General features: G+C 70.0%; 24 protein-coding genes and 2 tRNA genes. 21 read left to right on the top strand and 5 right to left on the bottom strand.

The features are described from left to right. The first annotated feature begins 26 nt into the window (after window positions 1–26). The 5 genes from C9J87_RS05995 to ettA all read left to right on the top strand — a co-directional run bounded on the left by C9J87_RS05995 (window position 27) and on the right by ettA (window position 7169). Entirely contained in the window at window positions 27–1145 is a 1119-nt protein-coding gene (locus tag C9J87_RS05995; RefSeq protein WP_107704960.1) for a PrsW family intramembrane metalloprotease, read from the top strand. Beyond that, complete coding sequence (locus tag C9J87_RS05990) at window positions 1142–2923, top strand: dynamin family protein (RefSeq protein ID WP_232819840.1); 1782 nt, start codon at window positions 1142–1144, stop codon at window positions 2921–2923. Before C9J87_RS05995 ends, C9J87_RS05990 begins: the two co-directional genes overlap by 4 nt. A 57-nt stretch (window positions 2924–2980) precedes the next feature. Beyond that, window positions 2981–4636, top strand: coding sequence for a YfjP family GTPase (locus C9J87_RS05985; RefSeq protein WP_010832060.1), 1656 nt, complete (start codon window positions 2981–2983; stop codon window positions 4634–4636). Between the two features lie 152 nt (window positions 4637–4788). Continuing rightward, on the top strand, window positions 4789–5319 hold the full coding sequence (locus tag C9J87_RS05980) for a single-stranded DNA-binding protein (RefSeq protein ID WP_107704959.1): 531 nt from the start codon (window positions 4789–4791) through the stop codon (window positions 5317–5319). Between the two features lie 167 nt (window positions 5320–5486). Beyond that, complete coding sequence (gene ettA / locus C9J87_RS05975; protein WP_036490279.1) at window positions 5487–7169, top strand: energy-dependent translational throttle protein EttA; 1683 nt, start codon at window positions 5487–5489, stop codon at window positions 7167–7169. A gap of 281 nt (window positions 7170–7450) precedes the next feature. Here ettA and C9J87_RS05970 read toward each other — a convergent pair whose 3' ends face one another. After that, window positions 7451–7942 carry a MarR family winged helix-turn-helix transcriptional regulator gene (locus C9J87_RS05970; protein ID WP_010832063.1) on the bottom strand — a complete coding sequence of 164 codons (492 nt, stop codon included), beginning with the start codon at window positions 7940–7942 and terminating at the stop codon, window positions 7451–7453. Window positions 7943–8089: 147 nt separating this feature from the next. Further along, the gene (locus C9J87_RS05965) at window positions 8090–9304 is read right to left on the bottom strand and encodes an acetyl-CoA C-acetyltransferase (RefSeq protein WP_010832064.1); all 1215 of its coding nucleotides are present in this window, start codon (window positions 9302–9304) and stop codon (window positions 8090–8092) included. A 230-nt stretch (window positions 9305–9534) separates the two neighbouring features. On the opposite strand from C9J87_RS05965, the gene C9J87_RS05960 reads away from it, so the two are divergent. After that, a complete protein-coding gene (locus C9J87_RS05960; RefSeq protein WP_036490281.1) occupies window positions 9535–10401 on the top strand; it encodes an acyl-CoA thioesterase in 867 nt (288 codons plus the stop codon). Window positions 10402–10404: 3 nt separating this feature from the next. On the opposite strand, the gene C9J87_RS05955 is transcribed toward C9J87_RS05960, so the two are convergent. Then, window positions 10405–10779: a globin gene (locus C9J87_RS05955; RefSeq protein WP_010832066.1), complete on the bottom strand. Its 375-nt coding sequence runs from the start codon at window positions 10777–10779 to the stop codon at window positions 10405–10407. A gap of 91 nt (window positions 10780–10870) precedes the next feature. On the opposite strand from C9J87_RS05955, the gene C9J87_RS05950 reads away from it, so the two are divergent. After that, a complete protein-coding gene (locus tag C9J87_RS05950; protein ID WP_010832067.1) occupies window positions 10871–11293 on the top strand; it encodes an OsmC family protein in 423 nt (140 codons plus the stop codon). Window positions 11294–11331: 38 nt separating this feature from the next. On the opposite strand, the gene C9J87_RS05945 is transcribed toward C9J87_RS05950, so the two are convergent. Then, entirely contained in the window at window positions 11332–12351 is a 1020-nt protein-coding gene (locus tag C9J87_RS05945; protein ID WP_010832068.1) for a mechanosensitive ion channel family protein, read from the bottom strand. 125 nt (window positions 12352–12476) lie between these two features. On the opposite strand from C9J87_RS05945, the gene C9J87_RS19610 reads away from it, so the two are divergent. After that, window positions 12477–12839, top strand: coding sequence for a hypothetical protein (locus tag C9J87_RS19610; RefSeq protein ID WP_010832069.1), 363 nt, complete (start codon window positions 12477–12479; stop codon window positions 12837–12839). Further along, a complete protein-coding gene (locus C9J87_RS05940; RefSeq protein ID WP_010832070.1) occupies window positions 12817–13209 on the top strand; it encodes a DUF5130 family protein in 393 nt (130 codons plus the stop codon). Before C9J87_RS19610 ends, C9J87_RS05940 begins: the two co-directional genes overlap by 23 nt. Before the next feature lie 86 nt (window positions 13210–13295). Here C9J87_RS05940 and pepN read toward each other — a convergent pair whose 3' ends face one another. Then, window positions 13296–15836: an aminopeptidase N gene (gene pepN, locus C9J87_RS05935; protein WP_107704958.1), complete on the bottom strand. Its 2541-nt coding sequence runs from the start codon at window positions 15834–15836 to the stop codon at window positions 13296–13298. Window positions 15837–15897: 61 nt separating this feature from the next. Here pepN and C9J87_RS05930 point away from each other — a divergent pair, with 61 nt between their 5' ends. From C9J87_RS05930 to C9J87_RS05875, 12 genes are all read left to right on the top strand, one after another. Further along, entirely contained in the window at window positions 15898–16497 is a 600-nt protein-coding gene (locus C9J87_RS05930; protein ID WP_107704957.1) for a mycothiol-dependent nitroreductase Rv2466c family protein, read from the top strand. 46 nt (window positions 16498–16543) lie between these two features. Then, window positions 16544–18343 carry a methionine--tRNA ligase gene (metG, locus tag C9J87_RS05925; RefSeq protein WP_107704956.1) on the top strand — a complete coding sequence of 600 codons (1800 nt, stop codon included), beginning with the start codon at window positions 16544–16546 and terminating at the stop codon, window positions 18341–18343. Next, window positions 18336–18803: a GNAT family N-acetyltransferase gene (locus C9J87_RS05920; protein ID WP_107704955.1), complete on the top strand. Its 468-nt coding sequence runs from the start codon at window positions 18336–18338 to the stop codon at window positions 18801–18803. The genes metG and C9J87_RS05920 overlap by 8 nt, the downstream gene beginning before the upstream one ends. Before the next feature lie 48 nt (window positions 18804–18851). After that, window positions 18852–19433, top strand: a complete 582-nt coding sequence (locus tag C9J87_RS05915) for an LURP-one-related/scramblase family protein (protein WP_232819839.1) — start codon at window positions 18852–18854, stop codon at window positions 19431–19433. Between the two features lie 88 nt (window positions 19434–19521). After that, the gene (locus C9J87_RS05910) at window positions 19522–20385 is read left to right on the top strand and encodes an alpha/beta hydrolase (RefSeq protein ID WP_010832075.1); all 864 of its coding nucleotides are present in this window, start codon (window positions 19522–19524) and stop codon (window positions 20383–20385) included. Between the two features lie 30 nt (window positions 20386–20415). Further along, a complete protein-coding gene (locus C9J87_RS05905) occupies window positions 20416–20925 on the top strand; it encodes a ribose-5-phosphate isomerase (RefSeq protein ID WP_107704954.1) in 510 nt (169 codons plus the stop codon). Next, a complete protein-coding gene (locus tag C9J87_RS05900; protein WP_107704953.1) occupies window positions 20918–21793 on the top strand; it encodes an Fpg/Nei family DNA glycosylase in 876 nt (291 codons plus the stop codon). Before C9J87_RS05905 ends, C9J87_RS05900 begins: the two co-directional genes overlap by 8 nt. Continuing rightward, the gene (locus C9J87_RS05895) at window positions 21790–22884 is read left to right on the top strand and encodes a PP2C family protein-serine/threonine phosphatase (protein WP_107704952.1); all 1095 of its coding nucleotides are present in this window, start codon (window positions 21790–21792) and stop codon (window positions 22882–22884) included. Before C9J87_RS05900 ends, C9J87_RS05895 begins: the two co-directional genes overlap by 4 nt. A gap of 131 nt (window positions 22885–23015) precedes the next feature. Next, a tRNA-Gly gene (locus C9J87_RS05890) sits at window positions 23016–23089 on the top strand. A 45-nt stretch (window positions 23090–23134) separates the two neighbouring features. Beyond that, window positions 23135–23207 (top strand) — tRNA-Pro (locus C9J87_RS05885). Window positions 23208–23298: 91 nt separating this feature from the next. Beyond that, on the top strand, window positions 23299–24684 hold the full coding sequence (gene tig, locus C9J87_RS05880) for a trigger factor (protein WP_107704951.1): 1386 nt from the start codon (window positions 23299–23301) through the stop codon (window positions 24682–24684). A gap of 128 nt (window positions 24685–24812) precedes the next feature. Continuing rightward, entirely contained in the window at window positions 24813–25973 is a 1161-nt protein-coding gene (locus C9J87_RS05875) for a PGAP1-like alpha/beta domain-containing protein (protein ID WP_107704950.1), read from the top strand. Window positions 25974–26090 lie beyond the last annotated feature (117 nt).

The raw sequence follows: 26090 nt of genomic DNA, 5'->3' as shown, positions 1-26090 counted from the left end.
GGTCGAATCGGGCTAGGCTTCCCGACATGCCCAGACGTCGTCGCGACAGCGTTGCGTTCACCGTGATCGTGACAGGCCTCGTGCTCCTCGGCGCCGTCGTGATGGCTGCGGTGATCGCGGTCGCGGGCGCGCCCGGTTCGCTGATCCTGGCCACCGTGCTGGCCGCACTGCCCGTCGGTCCCCTGGTCGGCTGCTTCATGTGGCTGGACCGCTACGAGCCCGAGCCCCGCTCGCTGCTCGTCGGCGGGCTGCTGTGGGGCGCCTTCGTGGCGACCGCCGCGGCCCTGGTCTTCCAGGGCATCGGCCTGGCAGGCGGCGCGACCAACGAGCAGAGCCTGTCCTTCCTGGCGCCGGTGACCGAAGAGGCGACGAAGGGCGCGTTCCTGGTGCTGCTCCTGTGGTGGCGACGACACGAGCTCGACGGCATCCTCGACGGCATCGTCTATGCCGGCATGGTCGGCATCGGCTTCGCGTTCACCGAGAACATCCTCTATCTCGCGGCGGCCTACAACGGCACGGATGGCCTGGGCCCCGGCGGCACCGAGGCGCTCACCGGCACGTTCATCATCCGCTGCCTGCTGAGCCCCTTCGCGCACCCGCTGTTCACGGCCTTCATCGGGATCGGTGTCGGGCTCGCGGTGACCTCGCGCAGCCCCGCCGTCCGCCTCCTCGCTCCGCTCGGCGGCTATGTCCTCGCCGTCCTCGCCCACTCGTTGTGGAACTCCTCGACCCTGGGCGGGCCGGACAACTTCTTCCTGGTCTACGGCACGATGATGCTGCCGGCGTTCTTCGGTCTCATCGCCTTCGCGCTGTATCGCCGTCGCTCCGAGAAGGGGATGATGGCGGCCGCACTGGAGGACGCCTCGCGGCGCGGCCTGCTGCCGGCCACCGACATCCCGTGGCTCGTCGACCTCCGCGCCCGGCGCCGGGCCCGCCTCTTCGCCAAGCATTCCGGGGGAGCGCAGGCCGAGCGGGCCATGCGCGAATACCAGGCTGCCGCGATCGAGCTGGCCTACCTGCACCACCGCTACCTTCGCGGCACTGCCCCGCACGACTTCGCCGAGAGGGGCCAGGAACATGTCGTTGCCCTCAACGCTGTCAGGCCCTACATCTCCTTCCCCGGACAGGTGGTTCCCACCCGATGACTGAGCTCGAGAGCAAGGACGCAGGCCAGAACGAGGGGCCGAGCGCCGAGAGCACCCAGATGCTCACCGCGCTGGTGCGCATGCGCAGTGCCCTGCAGGAGGTGCGCCTTCCGCTGGAGCTGCCCAGTTCGCTCGCCAACCGCGACGCCCAGCGCGAGATGGTCGACCAGCTCGAGGACTACGTCATCCCTCGCCTGATGACGATCGACGCGCCGCTGCTGACCGTGGTCGGCGGCTCGACCGGCGCCGGCAAGTCGACGCTCGTCAACTCGCTGGTCGGCACGCGCGTCACCCAGCCGGGCGTGCTGCGCCCGACCACCCGCTCGCCCGTCCTGGTGCACAACCCGGCCGACGCGGAGTGGTTCGGCCAGGACCGACTCCTCCCCGAGCTCGAGCGCGTCACCAAGTCGACCAACGACCCCGACGCGCTGCAGCTCGTCGCCTCCGAGGCCGTGCCGGCCGGTCTGGCGATCCTCGACGCGCCCGACATCGACTCGGTGGAGGAGCGCAACCGCACCCTGGCCGCTCAGCTGCTCGCGGCCGCCGACCTCTGGCTGTTCGTGACCTCCGCGGCCCGCTACGCCGACCAGGTGCCGTGGGACTTCCTGCGCAAGGCCGCCGACCGCTCGGCCTCCGTCGCGATCGTCCTCGACCGCACCCCGCCGGACGCCGTGGAGACGGTCTCGACCCACCTCGCACGCATGCTCGCGAGCCGTGGCCTCAAGGACTCCCCGCTGTTCACGGTGACCGAGGGCAACGTCAACGACGACGGGCTGCTGCCGCCCGAGTCCGTCGCCGCGATCCGGGGCTGGCTCCAGTCCCTGGCCGCCGACGCCGAGGCCCGCTCCGCCGTGGTGAAGCAGACGCTCGACGGCGCCATCCGCACCCTCGCCCGGCGCACCCACTCCGTCGCCGACGCGGCCACGGAACAGGTCGATGCCGTACGTCGCCTGCGAGACGACGCCAACAAGGCCTACGACCAGGCGGTGGCCGAGATCTCCGAAGCCTCCGCCGACGGCACCCTGCTGCGGGGCGAGGTGCTCGCCCGCTGGCAGGAGTTCGTCGGCACGGGCGAGCTGCTGAAGTCGCTCGAGACGCGCGTCGGCTGGCTGCGCGACCGGGTCGTCAACGCGGTCAAGGGCAAGCCGCAGCAGGCCGAGCGGGTCACCGTCGCGGTCGAGTCCGGCCTCGAGACGCTGATTCTCGAGCACGCCGAGGCCGCCGCCGAGCGGGCCGAGGCGTCGTGGCAGTCCCTGGCCTCCGGCCAGATCCTGCTCGCCGATGCCGGCGAGGACCTCGGCCGTGCCTCGCGCGACTTCCGCCGCCGGGCGGAGCGCGCCGTACGCGACTGGCAGTCGGACGTGCTCGACATGGTCCGCAGCGAGGGCGCGGACAAGCGCTCGACCGCGCGCTTCCTGGCGTTCGGCGTCAACGGGCTCTCGGTCGCGCTGATGGTCGTCGTCTTCGCCCACACGGCCGGTGTGACCGGCGCCGAGGCCGGCATCGCCGGTGGTTCGGCGGTCCTGGGGCAGAAGCTGCTCGAGGCCGTCTTCGGCGACCAGGCCGTCCGAGCCCTCGCCGAGCGCGCCCGTCGCGACCTCGAGAGCAAGGTCGCCGAGCTGCTCGGCAGCGAGCGCCAGCGCTACCTCGACCTGCTCGAGAGCCTCGAGATCTCGCCCGAAGCACCCGAGAAGCTGCGGTCCGCATCGCGACGCGTCGATGATCTTCGTTTCGCTGCCAAGGGTGGCACGAACAACGTCGAGGCTCCTGACGCATAGGGTGGGGCCAGCACTTCCGATGTGCACCGACCCACCGCTGTTTGTCCGAGGGAGACCATGACGTCCTTGCTCGAGGGGGCCAAGAAGCTCGTCTCGCGGAGCTCTGAGATCGGGGCCCGTGTCCAGGGTCTCGAACAGGCGGTCGACAGCGCTGAAGGGCGCGTCGACTCCGCGATCATCGACGATGCCCGTTCTGTCGTCGACCGCGCCGCCGGCCGGTTGAAGCTGTCGGCCGAGCACACCGTGGTTGCGCTCGCCGGCGCCACGGGCTCGGGCAAGTCCTCGACCTTCAACGCGCTGAGCGAGCTCGAGCTGTCGGCGGTCGGCGTCCGCCGGCCCACGACCTCGTGGGCGACCGCGTGCGTGTGGGGTCGCGACGGCGCCGAGGAGCTCCTGGAGTGGCTCGGCATCCCGCCTCGCCACCAGGTGACCCGCGACTCGATGCTCTCCACCGGCAAGGAGGACAACGCCCTCGCGGGTGTCGTGCTCCTCGACCTGCCCGACCACGACTCGACCGAGGTCTCCCACCACCTCGAGGTCGACCGGCTGGTGCGGCTCGCCGACATGTTCGTCTGGGTCCTCGACCCGCAGAAGTACGCCGACGCCGCGATCCACGACCGCTACCTCGCGCCGCTCGCGTCCCACAAGGACGTGATGCTGGTCGTCCTCAACCACATCGACACCGTCCCCGAGGCGCGTCGTGACGGCATGGTCGCCGACGTCCGCCGCCTGCTGGAGGCCGACGGCCTGGCCGGCGTGCCGGTGCTGCCCATCAGTGCCCGCCACGGCTGGGGGATCGACGAGCTGAAGAAGCAGATCGCCAAGCGCGTGGCCGAGAAGAAGGCCACGCGCGCCCGGCTGGGCGCCGACGTGCGTGCTGCCGCGGAGCGACTGCAGGAGGTGTCGGGCAACGCCAAGGTGCGCTCGCTGTCCTCGGAGCGGATCGCGGCGCTCGACGACGCGTTCGCCGACGCCGCAGGTGTGCCGACCGTCGTCAAGGCCGTCGAGGACTCCACCCGCATCCGCGCCAACCGGGCCACCGGCTGGCCGGTGACGGCCTGGTTCTCCCGCCTCAAGCCCGACCCGCTGAAGCGGCTCCACCTCGACCTCGGCTCCGCCGGCAAGCAGCTCACCGGCGCGGCCCGCACCTCCGTGCCCAAGGCCACCGGTGTGCAGAAGGCCCGCGTCGACACCGAGGTGCGGGCGCTCGCCGACCAGGTCTCCGACGGCATGGGCCAGCCCTGGGTGACCTCGATCCGCAAGGCCTCGATCTCGCGGCTGCCCGACCTGGGCGACCGGCTCGACCGCGCCGTGGCCGCGACCGACCTGGGCGCGGACAAGATCCCGTGGTGGGCCGGCCTCGTGCGGCTGCTGCAGTGGTTGCTCATCATCGCCGCCGTCGTCGGTGGCGGGTGGCTGGCGCTTCTGGCCTTCGGCTCCTACGCCCGACTGCCCGAGCCCCCGACCCCGGACCTGCGCGGCTTCCCGATCCCCACCCTGTTGCTGCTGGGCGGGATAGGGCTCGGGGTGCTGCTCGCCCTCGTGTGCCGGGTGCTCGTGTCGCTGACGGCGCGACGCCGCGGACGCTCCGCCGACAAGCGGCTGCGCGACGCGATCACCTCGGTCTCCGAGGAGCTCGTCGTGCAACCGGTGCAGGCCGAGCTGGCGGCGTACTCCTCGATGCGCGACGGCCTGGCGATCGCGCTCAAGTAGGCCCCTCGCGGGCCACTGGGCATCCACAGGCGGGTGACCCGTCCGGGTTGTCCACAAGATCTCGTACGCCGCCGTGTCGTTGTCCGTGCCTCGCCGCAGTCTTGGCGTCGAGGGCGGACACGCCGTCCTCGACAGCGAGGAAGGCACTCCCCATGAACGACACCTACATCACGCTCGCCGGCTGGGTCGGCTCCGACGTCTCGTTGCGCGAGGTCGGCGGCGGCACCCCCGTCGCCAACTTCCGCGTGGCGACCACGTCGCGCCGGTTCCGCAACAACCAGTGGGAGGACGGGGCCACCACGTGGTACTCCATCCGCGCCTGGCGCAGGCTGGCTGACAATACGTTCGCCTCGATCAAGCGCGGCGACCCGGTGGTGGTGCACGGGCGGCTCGAGGCCGACGTGTGGACCAAGGAGGACGGCACCACCAACACCCAGCTGGTCATCACCGCCAGCTCGGTGGGCCACGACCTGTCGCGGGGCACCGCCGTGTTCACCAAGCCGGCCCGGCCCCCGGCGGTCGAGACGGCCCCGGCGCCCGGGGGAGACCCCTTCGAGCCTCGCGACGGGCAGTCCGCCGACCCCTGGTCGGTGCCGCTGGGCGAGCCGATGCCGGCATTCGCCACCGACGCGCCCACCGACGCGCCCGCCGTCGCATCCGTGCCCGAAGCGGACGCTGCCTGACACCGCGGTGGTCGGGTCGCGAGCAGCGACCGGGTGTCGTCAGCGATGAGTCCGGCGACCGTGTGGATCTGGTGTCAGCAGGTGGCAGCGGATCCACACGATCGTCGCACGGGCCCGGAGGTCTGCCGGTTGTCGCCCGGCGCCCCGCGCCCCGTAGGCTCGGGGCCATGGCTGAATACGTTTTTACCCTGCGCAACGTGCGCAAGGCCCACGGTGACAAGGTCGTCCTCGACAACGTCACCCTCTCCTTCCTGCACGGCGCCAAGATCGGTGTCGTCGGCCCCAACGGCACGGGCAAGTCGTCGCTGCTCAAGATCATGGCGGGCCTCGACAAGGCCAACAACGGCGACGCGATCCTCGACCCCGGCGCGACGGTCGGCATGCTCCAGCAGGAGCCGCCGCTGAGCGAGGGCAAGACCGTCCTGCAGAACGTCGAGGAGGCCGTCGGCGAGATCAAGGGCAAGCTCGACCGCTACAACGAGATCTCCGAGCTGATGGGCGACCCCGACGCCGACTTCGACACGCTGCTCGCAGAGATGGGCGACCTGCAGACCGACCTCGACCACGCCAGCGCGTGGGACCTCGACAGCCGCCTCGACCAGGCCATGGATGCGCTGCGCTGCCCGCCGCCGGACGTCCTCGTCGACAACCTCTCCGGTGGAGAGCGACGCCGCGTGGCGCTGTGCAAGCTGCTGCTCCAGCAGCCCAGCCTGCTGCTCCTCGACGAGCCCACCAACCACCTCGACGCCGAGTCGGTGCAGTGGCTCGAGGGTCACCTCGCGTCCTACCCCGGCGCCGTCCTGGCCGTGACCCACGACCGCTACTTCCTCGACAACGTGGCCTCCTGGATCCTCGAGCTCGACCGCGGCCAGGCCCACCCCTACGAGGGCAACTACACGACCTACCTCGAGACCAAGCAGAGCCGCCTCAAGATCGAGGGCCAGAAGGACGCCAAGCGCGCCAAGGTCCTCGAGCGCGAGCTCGAGTGGGTGCGCTCCAACGCCAAGGCCCGCCAGACGAAGAGCAAGTCGCGGCTGGCGCGCTACGAGGAGATGGCCAACGAGGCCGACCGGATGCGCAAGATCGACACCTCGGAGATCAACATCCCGGCCGGTCCCCGCCTCGGCGACATCGTGCTCGAGGCCAACGATCTCGGCAAGGGCTTCGAGGGCCGCACCCTCATGCACGACCTGAACTTCTCGCTGCCGCGCGCCGGCATTGTCGGCGTCATCGGCCCCAACGGCGTCGGCAAGACCACGCTGTTCCGGATGATCACCGGTGAGGAGCAGCCCGACGAGGGCGAGCTCAAGGTCGGACAGACGGTGAAGATCTCCTACGTCGACCAGAGCCGCGGGGGCATCGACCCCAACAAGAACGTCTGGGAGGTCGTCTCCGACGGGCTCGACTTCATCAAGGTCGCCAACTTCGAGATGAACTCACGGGCCTACGTCGCCTCGTTCGGTTTCAAGGGCCCCGACCAGCAGAAGAAGGCCGGCGTGCTGTCCGGTGGTGAGCGCAACCGCCTCAACCTCGCGCTGACGCTGAAGATGGGCGGCAACATGCTGCTCCTCGACGAGCCCACCAACGACCTCGACGTCGAGACCCTGTCCTCGCTCGAGGACGCGCTGCTCGACTTCCCGGGTTGCGCCGTCGTGACCTCTCACGACCGGTGGTTCCTCGACCGGGTGGCCACCCACATCCTGGCGTGGGAGGGCGACGACGAGGACCCCGCGCGCTGGTTCTGGTTCGAGGGCAACTTCGCCTCCTACGAGGAGAACAAGATCGAGCGTCTCGGTGCCGACGCCGCCCGTCCGCACCGCGTGACGCACCGCCGGCTCACGCGCGACTGATCGCACAACCTTTTTGATGGTCCGTGACGAACGGACCCCGGACCACGAGGTTCGAGGGCCCGTTCGTCACGGACCATCTCAATTTCAGGGCCTGCCCGTGCCCGAGCGGTGACTGAGCCGGTCGCGAGATGTGGCTGACGCACCGCCCAGGGGCGGGTCGTACGGCGACGCGCCGGCCGGCGGTGGCAAAGCCACAAGATCGCCGTACGGAATGTGGCTGACTCACCGCTGGTCGGTGAGAGTCGTACGGCGCCGACGAACCCCGCCGGGCGGGGCGAACGTCAGCGGATCTCCATCTCCGGGTGTCCGGCGATGAGCTGGTCGGTGACGGCGTCCATCGTCCGACCGAGGGCGGCGAAGTCGGCCGGGTCGGCGACGTCGACGAGGTAGGAGCGCACGCCCTCGACGTGGACGGGCGCAGCCTCCTCGAGCACCCGGAGGCCCTGGTCGGTCATCGTCGCGACGATGCCCCGGCCGTCCTCGGGGGTGGTGCCGCGGACGATGAGCCCGGCCTTCTCCATCCGGTCGACGGTGTGGGTCACGCGGCTGCGGGAGTGGGCCAGCGCGTCAGCGAGCTGGGCCATCCGCATGCTGCGCCCGGGACGCTCCGAGAGCCGCACGAGGATCTCGTACTCGGTGAGCGAGATGTTGAAGGTGCGGCGCAGGTCGTCGTCGAGACGGTCCATCAGCAGCGTGGTGCCGATGACGAGCGCGCGCCAGGACCGCTGTTGGCCTTCGTCGAGCCAGCGTGGTGTCCGAGACGAGGTGCTCATGTGCGTTGTTCTCCCGTGGTGGCCGCTGCTCCGACGGAACAGTGGTGTCCACGAGGGTATCCACCGAGGCCGGGAGTTGGCGCAGGAACCCGCGGACCGCGACGGGTGTGTTGCGTCGCGGTCCGCGGGTCCTGCACACCGTTCGGCTCAGAGGCGCTCGAGGATCAGGGCCATGCCCTGGCCGCCGCCGACGCACATCGTGATCAGGCCGGTGCTCTTGTCGTGCCACTCCAGCGAGTTGATGAGCGTGTTCTGCAGGCGGGCGCCGGTCATGCCGAAGGGGTGACCGACGGCGATCGCGCCACCGTTGACGTTGAGCCGGTCGAGGTCGATGCCGAGGTCCTGGTAGGACGGCACGACCTGCGCGGCGAAGGCCTCGTTGATCTCGACCAGGTCGATGTCGCCGATGCTCATGTTGGCGTTGGCCAGCGCGCGCTTGGTCGCCTCGACCGGGCCGAGGCCCATGATCTCGGGGGAGAGGCCGGAGACGCCGGTGGAGACGATGCGGGCGAGCGGCTTGAGGCCGAGCTCGGCGGCCTTGGTGTCCGACATGATCACGACAGCGGCGGCGCCGTCGTTGAGGGCGCAGCAGTTGCCGGCCGTGACCACGCCGTCGGGGCGGAACACGGGCTGGAGCCCGGCCAGCGCGTCGTAGGTGACACCGGCGCGGGGACCGTCGTCGGCCGAGACGACGGTGCCGTCGGGCGTGGTGACGGGGGTGATCTCACGCGACCAGAAGCCGTCGTTGATGGCCTTCTCGGCAAGGTTCTGCGAGCGGACCGCGAACTCGTCGAGCTCCTTGCGGTCGAGCCCGCGCATCCGCGCGACGTTCTCGGCCGTCTGGCCCATCGCGATGTAGGCGTCGGGCAGCGCGCCGTCCTCGCGGGGGTCGCGCCAGTCCTGCCCGCCCTCGGCGAGCTTGGCCGTGCGGGCCTCGGCGTCGGTGAAGACCTCGTTGCGGGTGCCGGGGATGTGGTCGGAGGTGCCCTTCGCGAAGCGCGAGACGGTCTCGACCCCGGCCGAGATGAAGATGTCACCCTCGCCGGCCTTGATGGCGTGGAAGGCCATCCGGGTGGTCTGCACGGAGGAGGCGCAGTAGCGGGTGATGGTCGCGCCCGGGACCTCGTCCATGTCGTTGAGGACGTTGACGATGCGACCCATGTTGTTGCCCATCTCGCCGCCGGGCAGGCCGCACCCGAGGTAGAGGTCGTCGACGGTCTTGCGGTCGAGAGCCGGGATCTTGTCGAGCGCCGTCTTGACGATGAACGCCGTCAGGTCGTCGGGCCGGAAGTCCTTGAGGGACCCCTTGTTCGCGCGGCCGATGGGGGAGCGTGCGACGGAAACGATCACTGCCTCGGGCATGGAAGAACTCCGATTCTCAAGTCTGGTGGGGATGCCTGTTTCACCCTAGTGGTGGCCCCGGCACGAGCGCACCGCCAGTCTCAGGTAGCCGGACGGTCCTCGACCAACGAGCCCACCAACAGCCCCATGCTGTCGCCCAACGAAGCTCGCGCGCCGATCCCCACCTACTACGGCAGCCTGCTCGGCGCCCACTGATCACCCGCGTGGCGGCGCTCTGAGAGCATCGACGCGTGCGTCACCTCTATCAGTGCCCGATGCGTTGGGCCGACCTCGACCTGCTGGGTCACGTCAACAACGTCGTCTACGTGGACTACCTCCAGGAAGCGCGCGTCGACATGATGCGCAGCCACGGCCCGGCGCTGAGCGGGCGGACGGGCGACGGGCTGGTCGAGGGCGTGGTCGTGGTCCGGCACGAGGTGACCTACCGCGCGCCTCTCGTCTTCCGGTTCCGTCCCATCAGCATCGAGTGCTGGGTCACCGAGATCCGCGCCGCCAGCTTCACCATGGCCTACGAGATCTTCGACGAGACGCCCGAGGGTCGCGTGGTCCACCTCCGTGCCAGCACCGTCCTCACGCCGTACGTCTTCGCGACCGAGCGTCCGCGGCGGCTGAGCGCGGAGGAGAAGGAGACCTTGGCCGTCTTCCTCGAGGAGCCGCTGCCGGCGTCGCCGAAGATCGAGCCGGTGACGCCCTGGGCGCCCGGTCACTACCCGCTGCACGTGCGCTTCTCCGACGTGGACGTCTACGGCCACGTCAACAACGTGAAGTACTTCGAGTACTTCCAGGAGGCGCGGATCCCGCTGATGGAGCGCCTCGGGCGCGACCTTCCCGGCGCCGGCGACTTCCATGTCGTGGTGGCCCAGACCGACGTCGACTACAAGGTGCCGATCCTGTTCCGGCTCGAGCCCTACGACGTCCACTCGCGCATCACGCACGTGGGTTCCAAGTCGTTCACGATCGAGTCCGAGATCCGCGACGGCGAGACCTTGCTGTCGAGGGCCCGCGTCGTGCTGGTCTGCTTCGACTCCGCGACACAGCGCTCGATCGAGCCGCCGACGGCCTACCGCGAAGCGATGCTGGCGGTCGTCAGCGCCTGAGCATCACGCGAGCGTGTTGACCATGAACTGCGCCGCGTGGGTGACATAGCCCCAGAACTGCTCGTCCTGCTCGGGCGTGAGGTCGGCCCGGTCGAGGCCCTCGCGGAAGTGCACCAGCCAGCGCTGCGCCGCCTCGGGCGTCACGGCGAACGGCGCGTGCCGCATGCGCAGGCGCGGGTGGCCGCGCTGGTCGCCGTAGGTCGTGGGGCCGCCCCAGTACTGGATGAGGAACAGGGCGAAGCGCTCCTCGGCAGGTCCGAGGTCCTCCTCGGGATAGAGCGGTCGCAGCAGCTCGTCCTGCGCGACGCCCTCATAGAACGTGTGCACGATCTGGCGAATGGTCGCCTCGCCGCCGATCTCGTCGTAGAAGGTGCTCACCCGTCCATTGTGTCGTGCGGGCAGACGCACCGATCGGGCGGGCGTGGAAGACTCGGGCCGCAGACTCTGTCCCGACCAGCAAGGAGCACTCATGCCCACCACCCGCACTGCGAGCACCCACTGGGAAGGCACCCTCTTCGAGGGCGCCGGCAAGGTCACCCTCGAGTCCTCGGGCCTCGGCACCTACGACGTGTCCTGGCCCGCGCGCGCCGAGGAGCCCAACGGCAAGACCAGCCCCGAGGAGCTGATCGCCGCCGCGCACTCCTCGTGCTTCTCGATGGCATTCTCCAACGGCCTCGCCAAGAACGAGACCCCGGCGACGTCGCTCGACACCACCGCGGCCGTCGACTTCACCCCCGGCACCGGCATCACCGGCATCACGCTGACCGTGCGTGGCGTCGTCGAGGGCATCGACAACGACAAGTTCGTCGCGCTCGCGGAGGAGGCCAAGGCGGGCTGCCCCGTCTCGCAGGCGCTCTCCGTCCCGATCACGCTGGACGCAGCACTCGCCTGATCCGGTTTCCGCTGACCCGCCCTGCACCTGGGGGCGGGTCAGTCGCCATTTCCGGGCGGTACGTCGCCCGCCGCCGCTGCCTCGGGACGCTCCCGGTGCCAGACGACCCGCTGCGGGAACGGCATCTCGATGCCCTCGTGGTCGAAGCGGGCCTTGATCCGCTCGCGCATCGCCCGCGCGACGGCCCACTGCTCCATCGGAGCGGTCTTCAACGTGACCCGGACGGTCACCCCGTCGATCCCCAGCTGCTCGACGCCCCAGACCTCGGGCTCCTCGATGACGAGTCCCTTGAAGTCCTCGTCCTCCCAGAGCTCGTGCGCCACCTCCTGCAGCACCCGCCGGACGTGGGCCAGGTCCTCGGCGTACCCGACAGCGATGTCGAGGACGGTGCGTGCCCAGTTCTGGCTCATGTTGCCGACGCGGATGATCTCGCCGTTGCGGACGTACCAGACCGTGCCGTTGACGTCGCGGAGCCTGGTGACGCGCAGGCTGACCGCCTCGACGGTGCCGCTCGCCTCGCCGAGGTCGACGACGTCACCGACGCCGTACTGGTCCTCGAAGATCATGAAGATGCCGGACAGGAAGTCCTTGACCAGGCTCTGGGCGCCGAAGCCGAGGGCGACTCCGATGATGCCGGCGCTGGCGATCACCGGGCCGATGTTGGCGCCGAGCTCGCTGAGCATCATGGTGACGATGACGGCGATCACCACGCCGGTCACGATGCTCTTGAGCAGGCTGCCGATCGTCTGCGCGCGCTGCACGCGGCGGCTGGCGCCGGCAGCCTCGGCACGAGCGAGGGCGGCGTTCATGCGCTGCCCGAACGAGAGCCGGCCGACGTGCCCGGTGAGCATGCCTGACTCGGCACGCTTCACGAGACGGTCGATCAGTCGGTGCAGCACCCAGCGGACGGCCAGCCCCAGCAGGGCCAGCCCCAGGAGGGCGAGCGGCACGCCGACGAACCAGTCGGAGATCGTGGCGAGCCCCTGGTTCCCGGTCTCGGTGTAGACCCAGTCGCAGATGGCTTCGTCTTCGGCACAGGGGTCGGAGAGCGAGAGCATGCCCGCCAGTATGGCGACTTCTGCCCCGAACCCAAGGCGCCCGGCCGCGCTCCCGCTGAAGGTGTGAGCGAGTCGACGACGGCCGCGACGTGGGCTGTGGAACGGAAGCCGATATCGTGTCTCCCGTGATCACGTTCGCGCCCTCCGCCACTGCCCGGTTCGCCGCCCGCGCCAGCCTCCCGCTCGTCGCGCTGGGGCTTGCACTGCTCGTCGCCCCGGCCCATGCGGACGTGGCCGAGGGCTGGAGCAACCCCGACGACGTCGACGTCCTGCAGGCGCTGCTGTTGCTCGGTGGCGTCCCGCTGCTGCTGTTCCTCCTGATCGCCCTGGCGGTCTACGTCCCCGCGCTCGTGCGCGGTGAGGACCTCTCGCCCACCAGCGGTGGCGTCGAGAGCCAGTGGCTCGGCGGCCCGCGTCCGGGCGCCAAGGAGCTCGCAGCCGGTGACACCGAGGCGAGCGAGACTGGTGGAGCTCGTGGCAGCTGGTGACCTGAGCTCGCGTGAGCGCGCCGACCTCGACAAGGCCATCCGCGCCGCTGAGCAGTCGTGCCGCTTCGAGTTCTCCGTCTTCATCGGCGGCGCCGAGGGTGACTCGCGCGTCTACGCGCGACGCCTGCACGCCTCGCTCGTCGCTCCCAACCGGAGCATCCTGGTGATGGTGGACCCCACCGCCCGGGTGATCGAGGTCGTGACCGGCCCCGAGGTGCGTCGCCACCTCACCGACCGCGAGGTCGAGCTCTCGGTCCTCGCCATCCAGACCGACTTCGCCGCGAACGACTTCGTCGGCGGCCTCAAGCGCGGCATCGCGATGCTCGCCGAGCACGCTCGCCCGCAGAACACCCTGCACGTCGGCTCCTGACGCAAGCCGAGTCCCCGCGTGGGGAACGAAGAACGGGCGCCAGCTTCAGCTGGGCCCGTTCTTCGTTCCCCACGCGGGGACTCTGGCTACTGCGCGTCGCGCTCCTGCGCCGCGAGGGCCCGGACGATGTCCGCGCGGGCCTCGCCCACGAAGCGGACCGCACCCTTCGGGGCGCTGTTGTCGGCCAGCCACTCGTCGAGACGGGCCACGACCTCGGGAGAGCCGACGGCCAGCGGGAAGCCGTACTCGAGGACGACCGACGCCTTGTGGAACCCGAGCGTGTCGATGACGGTGTCCGCGGCGGTCAGGAACTTCTCGACGTACGGCGCCACGAGCTCGTCCTGGTCGGCGCGGAAGATCGAGAACACCATCTCCCGGGACGTCTCGTTGGCGGTGGCCGGGTCGAGGATCGCGTCCCAGCCAGCGGCCTTGGCCTCGGCCGTGGGCTGGGCGACGCGGGCTGCGGCCGCCTTCTCCTTGCCCTCGATCGTCTTGTCGCGGGACAGCTCGGCGTCGATCTCCGCGTCGTCGAACCGGCCCGCACGCGACAGGGCGGTGATCAGGCCCCAGCGGATGTCCTGGTCGACGGCGAGGCCCTCGACGACGAAGGAGCCGTCGAGGATCGCCACGAGCTCGTCGAGGGCCGCGTCGCTGCGGGCCGCGCCGAAGTATGTGCGGGCGAAGGTGAGCTGCTGGTCGCTGCCGGGCTCGGCATCGAGCATCAGCTGCCGCATGCCCTGCTCCCACTCGGCCTTGAGCGCCTCGCGCCTGGCCGGGTCGGTGTAGCGGTTGACGGCGGTGGCGGCCATCGCGGGGATGCGGGTGACCCCCCAGGCGTCGGTCTCGGAGCCGATGTTGGCGAGCACGAGACGGACCCAGTCGGTCGCGGCCATCTCCGCGTCACGGGTCATGTCCCAGGCGGCACCCCAGACGAGGGCGCGGGCCAGCGAGTCCTCGACCCTGGCCAGGCCGTCGATCACCGTGGCGAGCGAGCGCTCGTCGAGGCGGATCTTGGCGTAGGCGTGGTCCTCGTCGTTGAGCAGGAGCAGGGCCGGCTGCGCCTTCCCGACGAGCTCCGCCACCGACGTGGTGGCGCCCTCCACGTCGACCTCGAGGTAGTCGCGCCGCACGAGGCGGCCGTCGACGTCGTCGTACAGACCGATCCCGAGGCGGTGGCGACGCAGCGTCGGCCAGTCCTCATGGGCGCTCTGCGCGATGGAGAACGACGAGTAGCTGCCGTCGGCGTCGAGCTCGAAGACGGGCGCGAGGGTGTTGACGCCGGCGGTCTGGAGCCACTCGGTGGCCCAGCTGTCGAGCTCGCGGCCCGACGACTTCTCGAGCGCGGCGAGCAGGTCGGAGAACTCGGTGTTGCCGAAGGCGTGGTCCTTGAAGTACTGCCGGATGCCCTCGACGAAGGCGTCCAGGCCGACCCACGCCACGAGCTGCTTGAGCACCGAGGCGCCCTTGGCGTAGGTGATCATGTCGAAGTTGACCTCGACCGCGTGCAGGTCGACGTTGTCGGCCGCGATCGGGTGTGTGGAGGGCAGCTGGTCGGCGCGGTAGCCGGTCTGCTTGCGAGCGTTGGCGAAGCCGGTCCACGCATCGGTGTACTCGGTCGCCTCGGCCTCGCACCAGTAGCAGGCCCACTCGGCGAAGGACTCGTTGAGCCAGAGGTCGTCCCACCACTTCATGGTGACGAGGTCGCCGAACCACATGTGCGCCATCTCGTGGGTGATCACGGAGGCGCGGAACTCGAAGAACGAGCGCGGCTGGCGAGAGCGGGGGAGGTACTCGTCGCGCAGGGTCACGCAGCCGGCGTTCTCCATCGCGCCCATGTTGTACTCGGGGACGTAGAGCTGGTCGTACTTGTGGAACGGGTAGGGGTAGTCGAACTTCTCCTCGAAGAACTCGAAGCTCTGCTTGGTGAGCTCGACGAGCACGTCGGTGTCCATGTGCTCCACCAGCGACTGGCGGCAGTAGTGGCCCAGCGGGATGGTGCCGAACTTGCCCTCGTAGGTGTCGAGGACCTCGTGGTACTCACCGGCGACGACGGCGGTGATGTAGGTCGACATCCGCTCGGTGACAGGGAAGTTCCACACGGCCTTGCCGTCGCCGAGGTCCGTCGGCTCGGGGGTCGGCGCGGTCGAGACGACCTTCCAGTGGCTGGGGGCGGTGACGTTGAAGGTGAAGACGGACTTGAGGTCGGGCTGCTCGAAGGTGGTGAAGACACGGCGCGCGTCGGGCACCTCGAACTGGCTGTAGAGGTAGACGCGGTCGTCGGCGGGGTCGACGAAGCGGTGCAGTCCCTCGCCGGTGTTGGAGTAGGGGCAGTCGGCCGTCACGACGAGCGTGTTGTCGGCCTGCAGGTCGTCGAGCGTGATCCGGCTGTCGGCGTACGCCACGGCGACGTCGAGGCTGCGACCGTTGAGGCTGATCTCGCGGACCGTCGCGCCGTCGAGGTCGGCGAAGGTCTCGGCACCGATCTCCCGGCTCGTGAAGGCGATGGTGGTGGTCGAGGCGAAGGTCTGTTCGCCAGTGGTGAGGTCGAGGTCGATGGTGTACGACGTGACGTCCAGGAGCGCAGCGCGGGTGGCGGCTTCGTCCCGGGTGAGGTTGGTTCCAGGCATGTCGCGCATCCTGCCACCACGGGTGAGGGAATCAATTCGCGCCTGCGTGGTTGGGTGGAACATGACCCAAGCCGACTTCTGGTTCGACCCGTTGTGCCCCTTCGCCTGGATCACGTCCCGGTGGATCCTCGAGGTGGAGAAGCAGCGTGACGTCGACGTGACCTGGCACGTGATGTCGCTCGCCTACCTCAACAAGGACCGCGACATCCCCGAGGACTACCGCACGATGCTCGAGCCCGCGTGGGGCCCGGTGCGGGTCTGCATCGCGGCCGAGGAGCGCCACGGCAACGAGCGCCTGCTCGACCTCTACACCGCCATGGGCAACCGCATCCACAACCAGGGAGCCGCGCTCGACCGCGAGATGGTCGTCGCCGCGCTGGCCGAGGCCGGCATGGACGCCGACCTCGTCGACGCGATCGACGACGAGTCGCTGGACGCCGCTGTCGCGAAGTCGCACCACGCGGGCATGGACGCCGTCGGCGACGACGTCGGCACGCCGACGATCCACATCGAGGGCGCCGCCTTCTTCGGTCCCGTGCTGAGCAAGATCCCGCGGGGCCAGGACGCCCTCGACCTGTGGGACGGCACCGTCGCGGTCGCGAAGTTCCCCTACTTCTTCGAGCTCAAGCGCACGCGCACCGGAGACCTCGACTTCACCTGATCGGTGCGGTGCAGGGACGTGGTGGGCGCTCACTAGGATTCCCCCCATGACCCATGTCCTCTCCGCAGTTGCCTGGCCGTATGCCAACGGCCCGCGCCACATCGGCCACGTGGCCGGTTTCGGTGTGCCCTCCGACGTCTTCAGTCGGTACATGCGGATGGCCGGTCACGACGTGCTGATGGTCTCGGGCACCGACGAGCACGGCACCCCGATCCTCGTCACGGCCGACAAGGAGGGCGTCAGTGCCAAGGACCTCGCCGACAAGAACAACGCGGTCATCGTCACCGACCTCGCCGACCTCGGCCTGTCCTACGACCTCTTCACGCGCACCACGACCGGCAACCACTACGGCGTCGTGCAGGAGATGTTCCGCACCGTGCTGGCCAACGGCTACATGGTTGAGCAGACGATGCAGGCCGCCATCAGCCCGTCCACCGGGCGCACCCTTCCCGACCGCTACATCGAGGGCACCTGCCCGATCTGTGGGTACGGCGACGCGCGAGGCGACCAGTGCGACAACTGCGGCAACCAGCTGGACGCGACCGAGCTGATCGACCCCCGCTCGAAGATCAACGGGGAGACGCCGAGCTTCGTCGACACGCAGCACTTCCTGCTCGACCTGCCCGCGCTCGCCGACGCCCTCAAGGTGTGGCTGGACGCGCGTGAGGACGAGGGGCACTGGCGTCCCAACGTCATCAAGTTCAGCCAGAACATCCTCAAGGAGATCAGGCCGCGCGCGATGACGCGCGACATCGACTGGGGCATCCCGGTGCCCGGCTGGGAGGACCAGCCGACCAAGCGTCTCTACGTGTGGTTCGACGCAGTCATCGGCTACCTCTCCGCCTCCATCGAGTGGGCCCGGCGCTCGGGCGACCACGAGGCGTGGCGTGCGTGGTGGAACGACCCGGAGGCCCTGTCCTACTACTTCATGGGCAAGGACAACATCGTCTTCCACTCCCAGATCTGGCCGGCCGAGCTGCTGGCCTACAACGGCGAGGGCTCGCGCGGCGGGGAAGCGGGTCAGTACGGCACGCTCAACCTGCCCACCGAGGTCGTGTCCTCGGAATACCTCACGATGGGCGACCAGCAGTTCTCCACGTCGCGCGGACACGTGCTGTACGTCGGCGACTTCCTGGCCCGCTACGGCCCCGACCCGCTGCGCTACTTCATCTGCGCCGCCGGTCCGGAGACCTCCGACGCCGCCTTCACCTGGGCCGAGTTCGTGACCCGGAACAACTCCGAGCTGGTCGCGGGCTGGGGCAACCTCGTCAACCGCACCGCGACGATGATCGCCAAGAGCTTCGGCGAGATCCCGGCGGCGTACACCCTCGAGGCGATCGACGAGGAGGTGCTCGCCGCGGTGCGCACCGGCTTCGACACGGTGGGTGGCCTGCTCGGACGCCACCGGCTGCGCGCCGCCACGGCCGAGGCCATGCGCGTCGTCGGCGAGGTGAACAAGTACATCACCGCGACCGAGCCCTTCAAGATGAAGGACGAGTCGCAGCGCGAGCGCCTCTCCACCGTCCTGCACGTCACGGCCCAGTGCGTCAGCGACTGCAACACCTTGCTGGCGCCGTTCCTGCCCCATGCCGCCAACAAGGTGCACCTCGCCCTCGGTGGCGAGGGCGAGTTCGTCCCGATGCCGCGCATCGAGCAGGTCGACGAGCTCGAGCCCGACAACGGTGCCGGCCTCACGTCCTACCCCGTCATCACCGGCGACTACTCGGCGACGCCCGCCTGGGAGTCCCGGCCGGTCACGGTGGGCGCCACGGTCGAGAAGCCGACGCCGATCTTCACCAAGCTCGACCCGTCGATCATCGAGGAAGAGCTCGCCCGGCTTGCCTGAGATCACGCTGCGGTCCGCGGCTGCCGACTCGCCCGAGTCGGTGGTGCTGCTGGCGGCGTACGAAGCCGAGCTCGTCTCGCTCGGCGTCACCCTCAACCACGGCTGGGCCGGTGGCGTCACGCCTTCGCAGCTCGCACCGCCCCTCGGTGCGTGGCTGGTCGGCTGGCGCGGTGAGGACGCCGTTGCCTGCGGTGGCGTGCGCCTGCTGTCGCCCGAGGTCTGCGAGATCAAGAGGATGTACGTCGACCCGTCGGCGCGCGGAGCGGGCCTGGCCCGGCGCCTGCTGACCGCGCTCGAGGGCGCCGGTGTCGACCTCGGCGCGCGCATCGCGCGGCTCGACACCGGGCGCGACATGGCGCCGGCTGTGGGGCTCTACCGCGCCAGCGGCTACGTCGAGATCGAGGACTACAACGGCAACCCCGATGCCGGCTGGTGGTTCGAGAAGCAGCTGTCTGCCTGAGCATCACACGCCACCTCGGGGTGGACCACTGCTGACTAGGCTCGCCGTGTGACCGACCAACCTGCCGCCCACATGCATGTCCCCAGCTTCGTCGTGAAGCAGAAGCTGACGATGATGGTCAACCGCTACGAGATCTCGGAGTCCGACCAGGCCTTCAACCCGGTGCGACTGATGGCGTTGGCCGAGCAGAAGCGGATGGCGTTCAAGGAGCAGGTGACCTTCTTCTCCGATGCGAGCAGGAGCCGTGCAGTGTTTGCGTTCAAGGCTCGTCGCAAGCTCGACCTCAACGCGGGCTACGACATCACCGACGAGTCCGGCCAGCAGATCGGCTTCTTCCGCAAGGACTTCGGCGCCTCGCTGCTGCGCTCGACCTTCCACATCGAGGGGCCGGGGTTCGCTGGCACCGGCCAGGAGCGCAACCAGCTCGTCGCCCTGCTCCGCCGCTTCACCGACCTGTCCTTCCTGCCGATCCACTTCGACTTCGTCGACAACCAGGGGCAGGTGCTGTTCTCTGTCGAGCGGAAGATGTCGATCGGCGACCGCTACAACGTCAGCGTGCCGGATCGCCGCGTCGACTTCCGCGTCGCGGCTGCCGTCGCCGTGGGGCTCGACGCCCTCATGGCGCGCTGACCAGCAGGACGCAAACATGACAGCGGTGTCCGGCAGCCACTGGGTGGCTGGCGGATACCGCCATCCTCCGGCCCGGCAGGATGGAGCCATGTACCCCGAGATCCGGGCCGCTGTCGCGGCCGACACGTCACCCGACCTGAGCGCCGAGGGGTTCGACCTGGCGGCCCACCGGGAGAAGGTCCGGCTCTTCAACCTCGCACAGCCGCGCGAGGAGGTCGCCGAGGCGAAGGACGTGGACGCCGACGGGGTGCCGTGCCGGCTGTTCACGCCCGCCGACCCCGAGGACGGGGTGATCGTGCACCTGCACGGCGGCGGGTTCGTCCTCAACGACATCGACGTGCACGACGGCGTGTGCCGGCGTCTGGCCAACCGTGCCCGCAGGCGGGTCCTGAGCATCGGCTACCGCAAGCCGCCGGAGCACAAGTTCCCCGCCGCGACCGACGACATCGACACGGTCCTCACGTGGCTGGAGCAAGCGGGCCTGCCGGGACCGTGGGCGATGCACGGCGACTCGGCCGGCGCCAACCTCGCGCTCGTGGGGGTGCTGCGCAACCCGGGACGGTTCCGGGCGCTCGTCCTGATCTATCCCTTCCTCGACCCGACGGCGAGCTTCGCGTCCTACGACCTCGAGGGGATCGGCTTCGACCGCGCGGACGCCGCCTGGTTCTGGGAGCAGTACGCCGACCGCAGCGAGTGGTCGCACCCCGACCTGGCGCCGTTGAACGCCACCAACCTGCACACGCTCCCGCCGACGTTCGTCGCGACCGCGGAGTTCGACCCCCTCCGCGACGAGGGCGAGGAGCTCGCGCGCCGGATCGCGGAGACGGGCGTCGAGACGGTGGCGGTGCGCTGCCTCGGCCAGAACCACGGCTTCTGGCGGCACCCGCAGTTCGCGGCGTCCGAGCCGCTGCTGCGCCAGGGCGCCGCGTTCATCGCCCAGCACCTGGCGTGAGGCCGCGCCGGGGCCTGAGACAATGGCGCCATGCGCGTACACCTCGGCTCCGACCACGCCGGCCTCGAACTCAAGGACCACCTGATGACCTGGTTGGTCGACAACGGCTTCGAGCCGGTCGACCACGGGCCCTTCGTCTATGACGCGGTCGACGACTACCCCGTCTTCTGCCTGCGGGCGGGCGAGGGCGTCGCCGCCGACCGGGCCGAGGGCCTGGACAGCTTCGGCGTCGTCATCGGTGGTTCCGGCAACGGCGAGCAGATGGCCGCCAACAAGGTCGAGGGCATCCGCTGTGCGCTCGTCTGGTCCGAGGAGACGGCCGTGCTCGCGCGCGAGCACAACGACGCCAACGTCGTGTCCGTCGGCGGCCGGATGCACTCGGTCGAGGACATGACCCGCTTCGTCGAGGTCTTCCTCTCGACCCCGTTCAGCGCCGACGAGCGGCACGTGCGGCGCATCGGCCAGCTGTCGACGTACGACCAGAGCGGCGAGCTGCCGCCACTGCCCGAGTCGGCCCTCCGGGGCAGCGCGGGTGCCTGAGGGGCACACCCTTCGACGGCTCGCCGACGACCTCGACGCCGCGTTCGGCGGCAGCCTGGTCCACGTCGGCAGTCCGCAGGGCAGGTTCGCAGCCGATGCCGCGATCGTCGACGGCACGCGGCTGCTCGGTGCGCACTCGGTGGGCAAGCACCTGTTCGTCGAGTTCGAGCACGACCACCTGATCCACGTCCACCTCGGGCTGATCGGTGGCTTCGACGTGCACACCGGCGTCGAGGAGGTCCCACTCCCGGTCGGTCAGGTGCGGCTGCGGATCGTGCGCGAGGACGCGACGGCGTACGCCGACCTGCGGGGCGCCACCCAGTGCGAGCTGATCGGCCCGGCCCGCGGTGACGAGATCCGCGACAAGCTCGGCCCCGACCCGCTGCGCGCCGACGCCGACCCCGACCGCGCGTGGCGCCGGATCAAGGCCAGCCACCGTGCCATCGGTGACCTGCTGATGGACCAGGCCGTGCTGGCCGGCGTGGGCAACGTCTATCGGGCCGAGGTGCTCTTCCGCAACCGGATCCACCCGCTGCGGCCCGGCAAGACGCTGCGCGCGGGCCAGTGGCAGGCGATCTGGACCGACCTGGTCGAGCTGATGCGCGAAGGTGTCGTGCACAACCGGATCGACACGGTGCGCCCCGAGCACACGCCCGAGGCGATGGGCCGAGAGGCCCGCAAGGACGACCACGGTGGCGAGGTCTACGTCTACCGACGCACCGGACAGCCCTGCCTGGTCTGTGGCACGCCCGTCCGGACCGAGGTGCTCGCCGGAAGGAACAGCTTCTGGTGTGCCCGATGTCAGCCACGGTTCCGCTCCCGCGCCGTACAGTCGTCGACAGCACCTGCGCGAGGACCGAGGACATGACGGCATACCGGGAGGGTCGAGTGACGCTGGCGCCCTCACTCGGCCAGCGATTCGAGTCCGCGCTTCTGGGCTTCCTGCCGCGCGAGTTCCGCATGCTCGCACTGCTGCTGGCACTGACGGCCACCGTCGGGCTGCTCATCTGGCGGGTGGCCGACTTCGTGCCCCTGACGGCGATGGTGGTGCCGCTGGTGCTGGCCAACCTCGTGCTGGGCCCGCGCCAGCTGCCGTGGTTCGTGGTCGTGACGCTGCTGACCCTGGCCGTGCTGGTGCCCCAGCAGCCCGACATCACGCCGCGCATCGCGGTCACCGTCGTGATCCTCTTCGGCCTCGGCTTCATCATCCTGCTCTCGAGCTTCCGCCGGTCCCGCCTCGGCGTGGCGGGGCTCCGCGGCGAGTCGATGCTGGTCGACCTGCGCGACCGCATCCTGCGCCAGGGCGGCATCCCCGAGCTGCCCGCGGGCTGGTACGCCGCCAGTGAGCTGCGCTCCGCCGGAGGCACCCCGTTCGCCGGCGACTTCGTCGTCACCGCCCGCCAGGGCGACCGGCTCGACGTCGCCGTCGTCGACGTCTCGGGCAAGGGGGAGGGGGCCGGGACCCGGGCCCTGCTCCTCTCTGGCGCGCTCGGTGGCCTGCTCGGCGCGCTCCCGCCCGAGGAGTTCCTGGAGGCGGCCAACGACTTCTTGATGCGCCAGGACTGGGAGGAGGGGTTCGCCTCGGCGGTCCACCTCTCGCTCGACCTCGCCAGCGGGGCCTATGCCATCCGCTCGGCCGGCCACCCGCCGGCAGCGCTGCGCGTGGCCGGCACCGGGCGCTGGTCGGTGCTCGAGGCGGAGGGTCCCGTGCTGGGACTGATCGACGGGTCGACGTACGAACCCGTCGTGGGCACGATGCGCCGCGGGGACGCGATGCTGCTCTACACCGACGGCATGGTCGAGACGCCGCACCGCGACATCATGCTCGGCGTCGACAAGATGCTGGGCCGCGCCGAGCAGCTCCTCCGCGGCGAGTTCGAGGGCGGTGCGAAGCGGATCATCGAGTCGATCGGCTCGCGCAACGACGACCGCGCCCTGCTGCTGGTCCACCGCCGCTGAGGCGGACGCCCCGGCCCGGCCCGCTGTTCGCCCAGCGGCGGCGGTTGTGGGTGGACAGGGGCCATGTGGCACGATGAGATCGCGCAAATTGTGCATCTGCCTGCCTGCAGGCCGACGTCGAGATGCGCGCTGCGGATGTAGCTCAATGGTAGAGCTCCAGTCTTCCAAACTGATTACGCGGGTTCGATTCCCGTCATCCGCTCCAAGGGAGTCAGAACCGCTCACGACCGGGCGATTTCGGCCCACTTGGCGGGGCGTAGCGTAGTGGCTAGCGCGCCTGCTTTGGGAGCAGGAGACCGCAGGTTCGAGTCCTGTCGCCCCGACTGCACCGTGCACCATCGGCCGGCAACTGACCAGCAGTTCCAGGCCGCCAGATCAGCCCTCAGGGCAGCCAGACAATGAAGGAGACCACCTGTGAAGAGCGCCGTCGAGAACTTGAGCCCCACCCGGGCCAAGCTGACCATCGAGGTGCCCTTCGAGGAGCTCAAGCCGAGCCTCGACAAGGCGTACAAGAAGATCGCTCAGCAGATCAACGTCCCCGGCTTCCGCCGCGGCAAGGTCCCGCCGGCCGTCATCGACCGCCAGGTCGGTCGCGGTGTCGTCCTCGACGAGGCGATCAACGAGGTCGTTCCCCAGAAGTACGCCGAGGCCATGCAGGCCAACGCGCTCGAGCCGCTCGCGCAGCCCGAGATCGAGGTCACCAAGTTCGAGGACAACGAGGCGCTGGAGTTCACCGCCGAGGTCGACGTCAAGCCCGACTTCGAGCTCCCGGCCTATGACGCCCTCGAGGCCCAGGTCGACGACATCGAGCTGTCCGACGCCGAGGTCGAGGAGCAGGTCCAGGCGCTGCGTGAGCGCTTCGGCACCCTCGCCGACGTCGAGCGCGCGGCCGCCGACGGCGACTTCGTCACCATCGACCTGACGGCTGCCAAGGACGGCGAGACCGTCGAGGGCGGCGAGGTCAGCGGCATGTCCTACAAGGTCGGTCGCGGCGGGATGCTCGAGGGCCTCGACGAGGCGCTCGCCGGCATGTCGGCCGGCGACGAGAAGACCTTCGCCTCCGAGCTCGTGGGCGGCGACCTGATCGGCGAGTCCGTCGACGTCACCGTCAAGGTCACCGCTGTCCAGGAGCAGGAGCTGCCCGAGCTGGACGATGAGTTCGCCCAGCTGGCCTCGGAGTTCGACACCGTCGAGGAGCTCACCGCCGACGTGAAGGAGCGCCTGGGTCGCGGCAAGCGCCTGGAGCAGGCCGCCGCCGCACGCGACGCCGTGCTCGAGGCCCTGCTCGAGAAGGTCGTCGTCCCGCTGCCGGAGACGATGGTCACCGACGAGCTCAACGCCCGTCGCGAGAACGTCGAGCAGCAGCTCGTGTACGCCGGCCTGACCATGGAGAAGTACCTCGAGGACGAGGGCCAGACCGTCGAGGAGTTCGAGGCCGACCTCGACCGCCGCGTCCGCGACGCCGTCGCCGCGCAGTTCATCCTCGACGCGATCGCGAAGAAGGAAGAGATCGGCGTCGACCAGCAGGACCTGTCGAGCCACCTCGTGCGTCGCGCCCAGCAGTCCGGACAGGACCCGCAGGAGTTCGCCAACCACATGTTCGAGCACAACCACATCCCGGACATGGTCCAGGAGATCCTGCGCGGCAAGGCGCTGGCGACCCTGGTCGAGTCGGCCGTGGTGAAGGATGCCTCGGGCAACGTCGTCGAGCTCGCCAACCTGCTCCCCGACGGCACGATCGGTGAGCCGGTCGAGGCCGACGCAGAGGTCGAGTCGGACGAGGCTCCCGCCGAGGCGTGATCCGCTGACATCCACGGCCCGCTCGAGACCTGGTCTCGGGCGGGCCGCTGGCATTTGTCTGTGCGCCGTCGCCGATCTCACATCGTTTTGAGTGCACGCCTGTTCACTCAAAACGATAGGGTGTCGGCATGACCATCCGTACCGAGCCATCCCTGCTCGACGCGCTCGCGCTGCTCGCGCACGTCGCCGACGAGGTCGTCGTGGACACGGTCCGCGACACGCACCTCGCCTGGGTGGGTCGGGTGCACGGCCTGCTCGACCGGCCCCTGGGGCTGCCCAGCGCACTCCCGGGCCTCGGCCACCGGGTCGTCGCGGCCTCGGTCTATGCCGGCGTCGGGCTCTCGCTCAAGGGCGTCAGCGCCGGCCTCGGCGCTGCCGCCAGGACCGGTGCCGGTCCCGCGATGGAGACCGGACCGCGAGGCCGGTTCGTGCGCTCGGTGGCCAACGGGTTGATCGGTGACCGCCTCGAGCGCGAGCGGCCGCTGCTCGCGATCGCCATGGCGCCGCGGGTGGGCGGGCGCGACGTGCCGCTGACCTCCGCCGGGCTCGCGGCGGCGTACCCCACGGCGACGGGGCGCGTGGCCGTCTTCCTGCACGGCCTGTGCGAGCACGAGGGCTTCTGGGAGCGGGGTCGAGAGCGTCGCGGCACGACGTACGGCGAGGAGCTGGCCGGGCTCGGATGGACCCCGGTCATGCTGCGCGCCAACACCGGCCTGTCCGTCCGCACCAACGGCGCCACCCTCGCGGCGGTGCTGGAGCAGCTGGTCGAGAGCTGGCCGGCCGGTGTCACGGAGCTGGCGCTGATCGGGCACTCCATGGGCGGGCTGGTCATCCGGGCGGCGACCGCGGTGCAGGGCGACTGGACCTGGCGCGAGCGCGTCACCAACGTCGTCACGCTCGGCACGCCACACCTCGGCGCCCCGCTCGCTCGCGGTGTCAAGCAGGGGAGCGGGGCGCTGGCCCGACTGCCGGAGGTCGCCGGCTTCGGGCGGATCCTCGACCAGCGCTCGGTCGGTGTCGACGACCTGATCGAGGGCCTCGACGAGGACTTCGCGCCGCTGCCGCACGCGCACTACCGACTCGTGTCCGCGACGCTGGCGGCCTCACCTCGACACCCGACCAGTGCGTTCTTCGGCGACATGCTGGTGCGCCAGCCGTCCGCCTACGGGCGCGACCGCCGCGGTCGCGACCTGTTCCCGGACAGCGAGGTCCTGCACCTGCGCGGGCACCACTTCGACCTCCTCAACGACGATCGGGTCGCCACAGCGCTGACACGGTGGCTGGACTGACCGGCCGGGCGTCCGGGCCGGCTGTGCGCTGTGGGCGAACAGCGGTGCATATCGCGTGGAACTGTCGGTGCTTCGGGCTAATGTCGCTCGCGTGAACCAGAACTCCAGCCCAGCACT

Source organism: Nocardioides allogilvus (genome assembly GCF_003047285.1).
Lineage (GTDB): Bacteria > Actinomycetota > Actinomycetes > Propionibacteriales > Nocardioidaceae > Nocardioides > Nocardioides allogilvus.
This window is presented reverse-complemented; position numbering and strand designations above follow the sequence as displayed.

Coding starts and splice junctions, on each gene's coding strand:
- C9J87_RS05910 (WP_010832075.1), top strand. CDS start 19,522: ATGTACCCCGAGATCCGGGCCGCTGTCGCGGCCGACACGTCACCCGAC.
- C9J87_RS05945 (WP_010832068.1), bottom strand. CDS start 12,351: ATGCTCTCGCTCTCCGACCCCTGTGCCGAAGACGAAGCCATCTGCGAC.
- C9J87_RS05985 (WP_010832060.1), top strand. CDS start 2,981: ATGACGTCCTTGCTCGAGGGGGCCAAGAAGCTCGTCTCGCGGAGCTCT.
- C9J87_RS05875 (WP_107704950.1), top strand. CDS start 24,813: ATGACCATCCGTACCGAGCCATCCCTGCTCGACGCGCTCGCGCTGCTC.
- C9J87_RS05930 (WP_107704957.1), top strand. CDS start 15,898: ATGACCCAAGCCGACTTCTGGTTCGACCCGTTGTGCCCCTTCGCCTGG.
- ettA (WP_036490279.1), top strand. CDS start 5,487: ATGGCTGAATACGTTTTTACCCTGCGCAACGTGCGCAAGGCCCACGGT.
- C9J87_RS05965 (WP_010832064.1), bottom strand. CDS start 9,304: ATGCCCGAGGCAGTGATCGTTTCCGTCGCACGCTCCCCCATCGGCCGC.
- C9J87_RS05995 (WP_107704960.1), top strand. CDS start 27: ATGCCCAGACGTCGTCGCGACAGCGTTGCGTTCACCGTGATCGTGACA.
- C9J87_RS05905 (WP_107704954.1), top strand. CDS start 20,416: ATGCGCGTACACCTCGGCTCCGACCACGCCGGCCTCGAACTCAAGGAC.
- C9J87_RS05990 (WP_232819840.1), top strand. CDS start 1,142: ATGACTGAGCTCGAGAGCAAGGACGCAGGCCAGAACGAGGGGCCGAGC.
- C9J87_RS05895 (WP_107704952.1), top strand. CDS start 21,790: ATGACGGCATACCGGGAGGGTCGAGTGACGCTGGCGCCCTCACTCGGC.
- pepN (WP_107704958.1), bottom strand. CDS start 15,836: ATGCCTGGAACCAACCTCACCCGGGACGAAGCCGCCACCCGCGCTGCG.
- metG (WP_107704956.1), top strand. CDS start 16,544: ATGACCCATGTCCTCTCCGCAGTTGCCTGGCCGTATGCCAACGGCCCG.
- C9J87_RS05950 (WP_010832067.1), top strand. CDS start 10,871: ATGCCCACCACCCGCACTGCGAGCACCCACTGGGAAGGCACCCTCTTC.
- C9J87_RS05970 (WP_010832063.1), bottom strand. CDS start 7,942: ATGAGCACCTCGTCTCGGACACCACGCTGGCTCGACGAAGGCCAACAG.
- C9J87_RS05980 (WP_107704959.1), top strand. CDS start 4,789: ATGAACGACACCTACATCACGCTCGCCGGCTGGGTCGGCTCCGACGTC.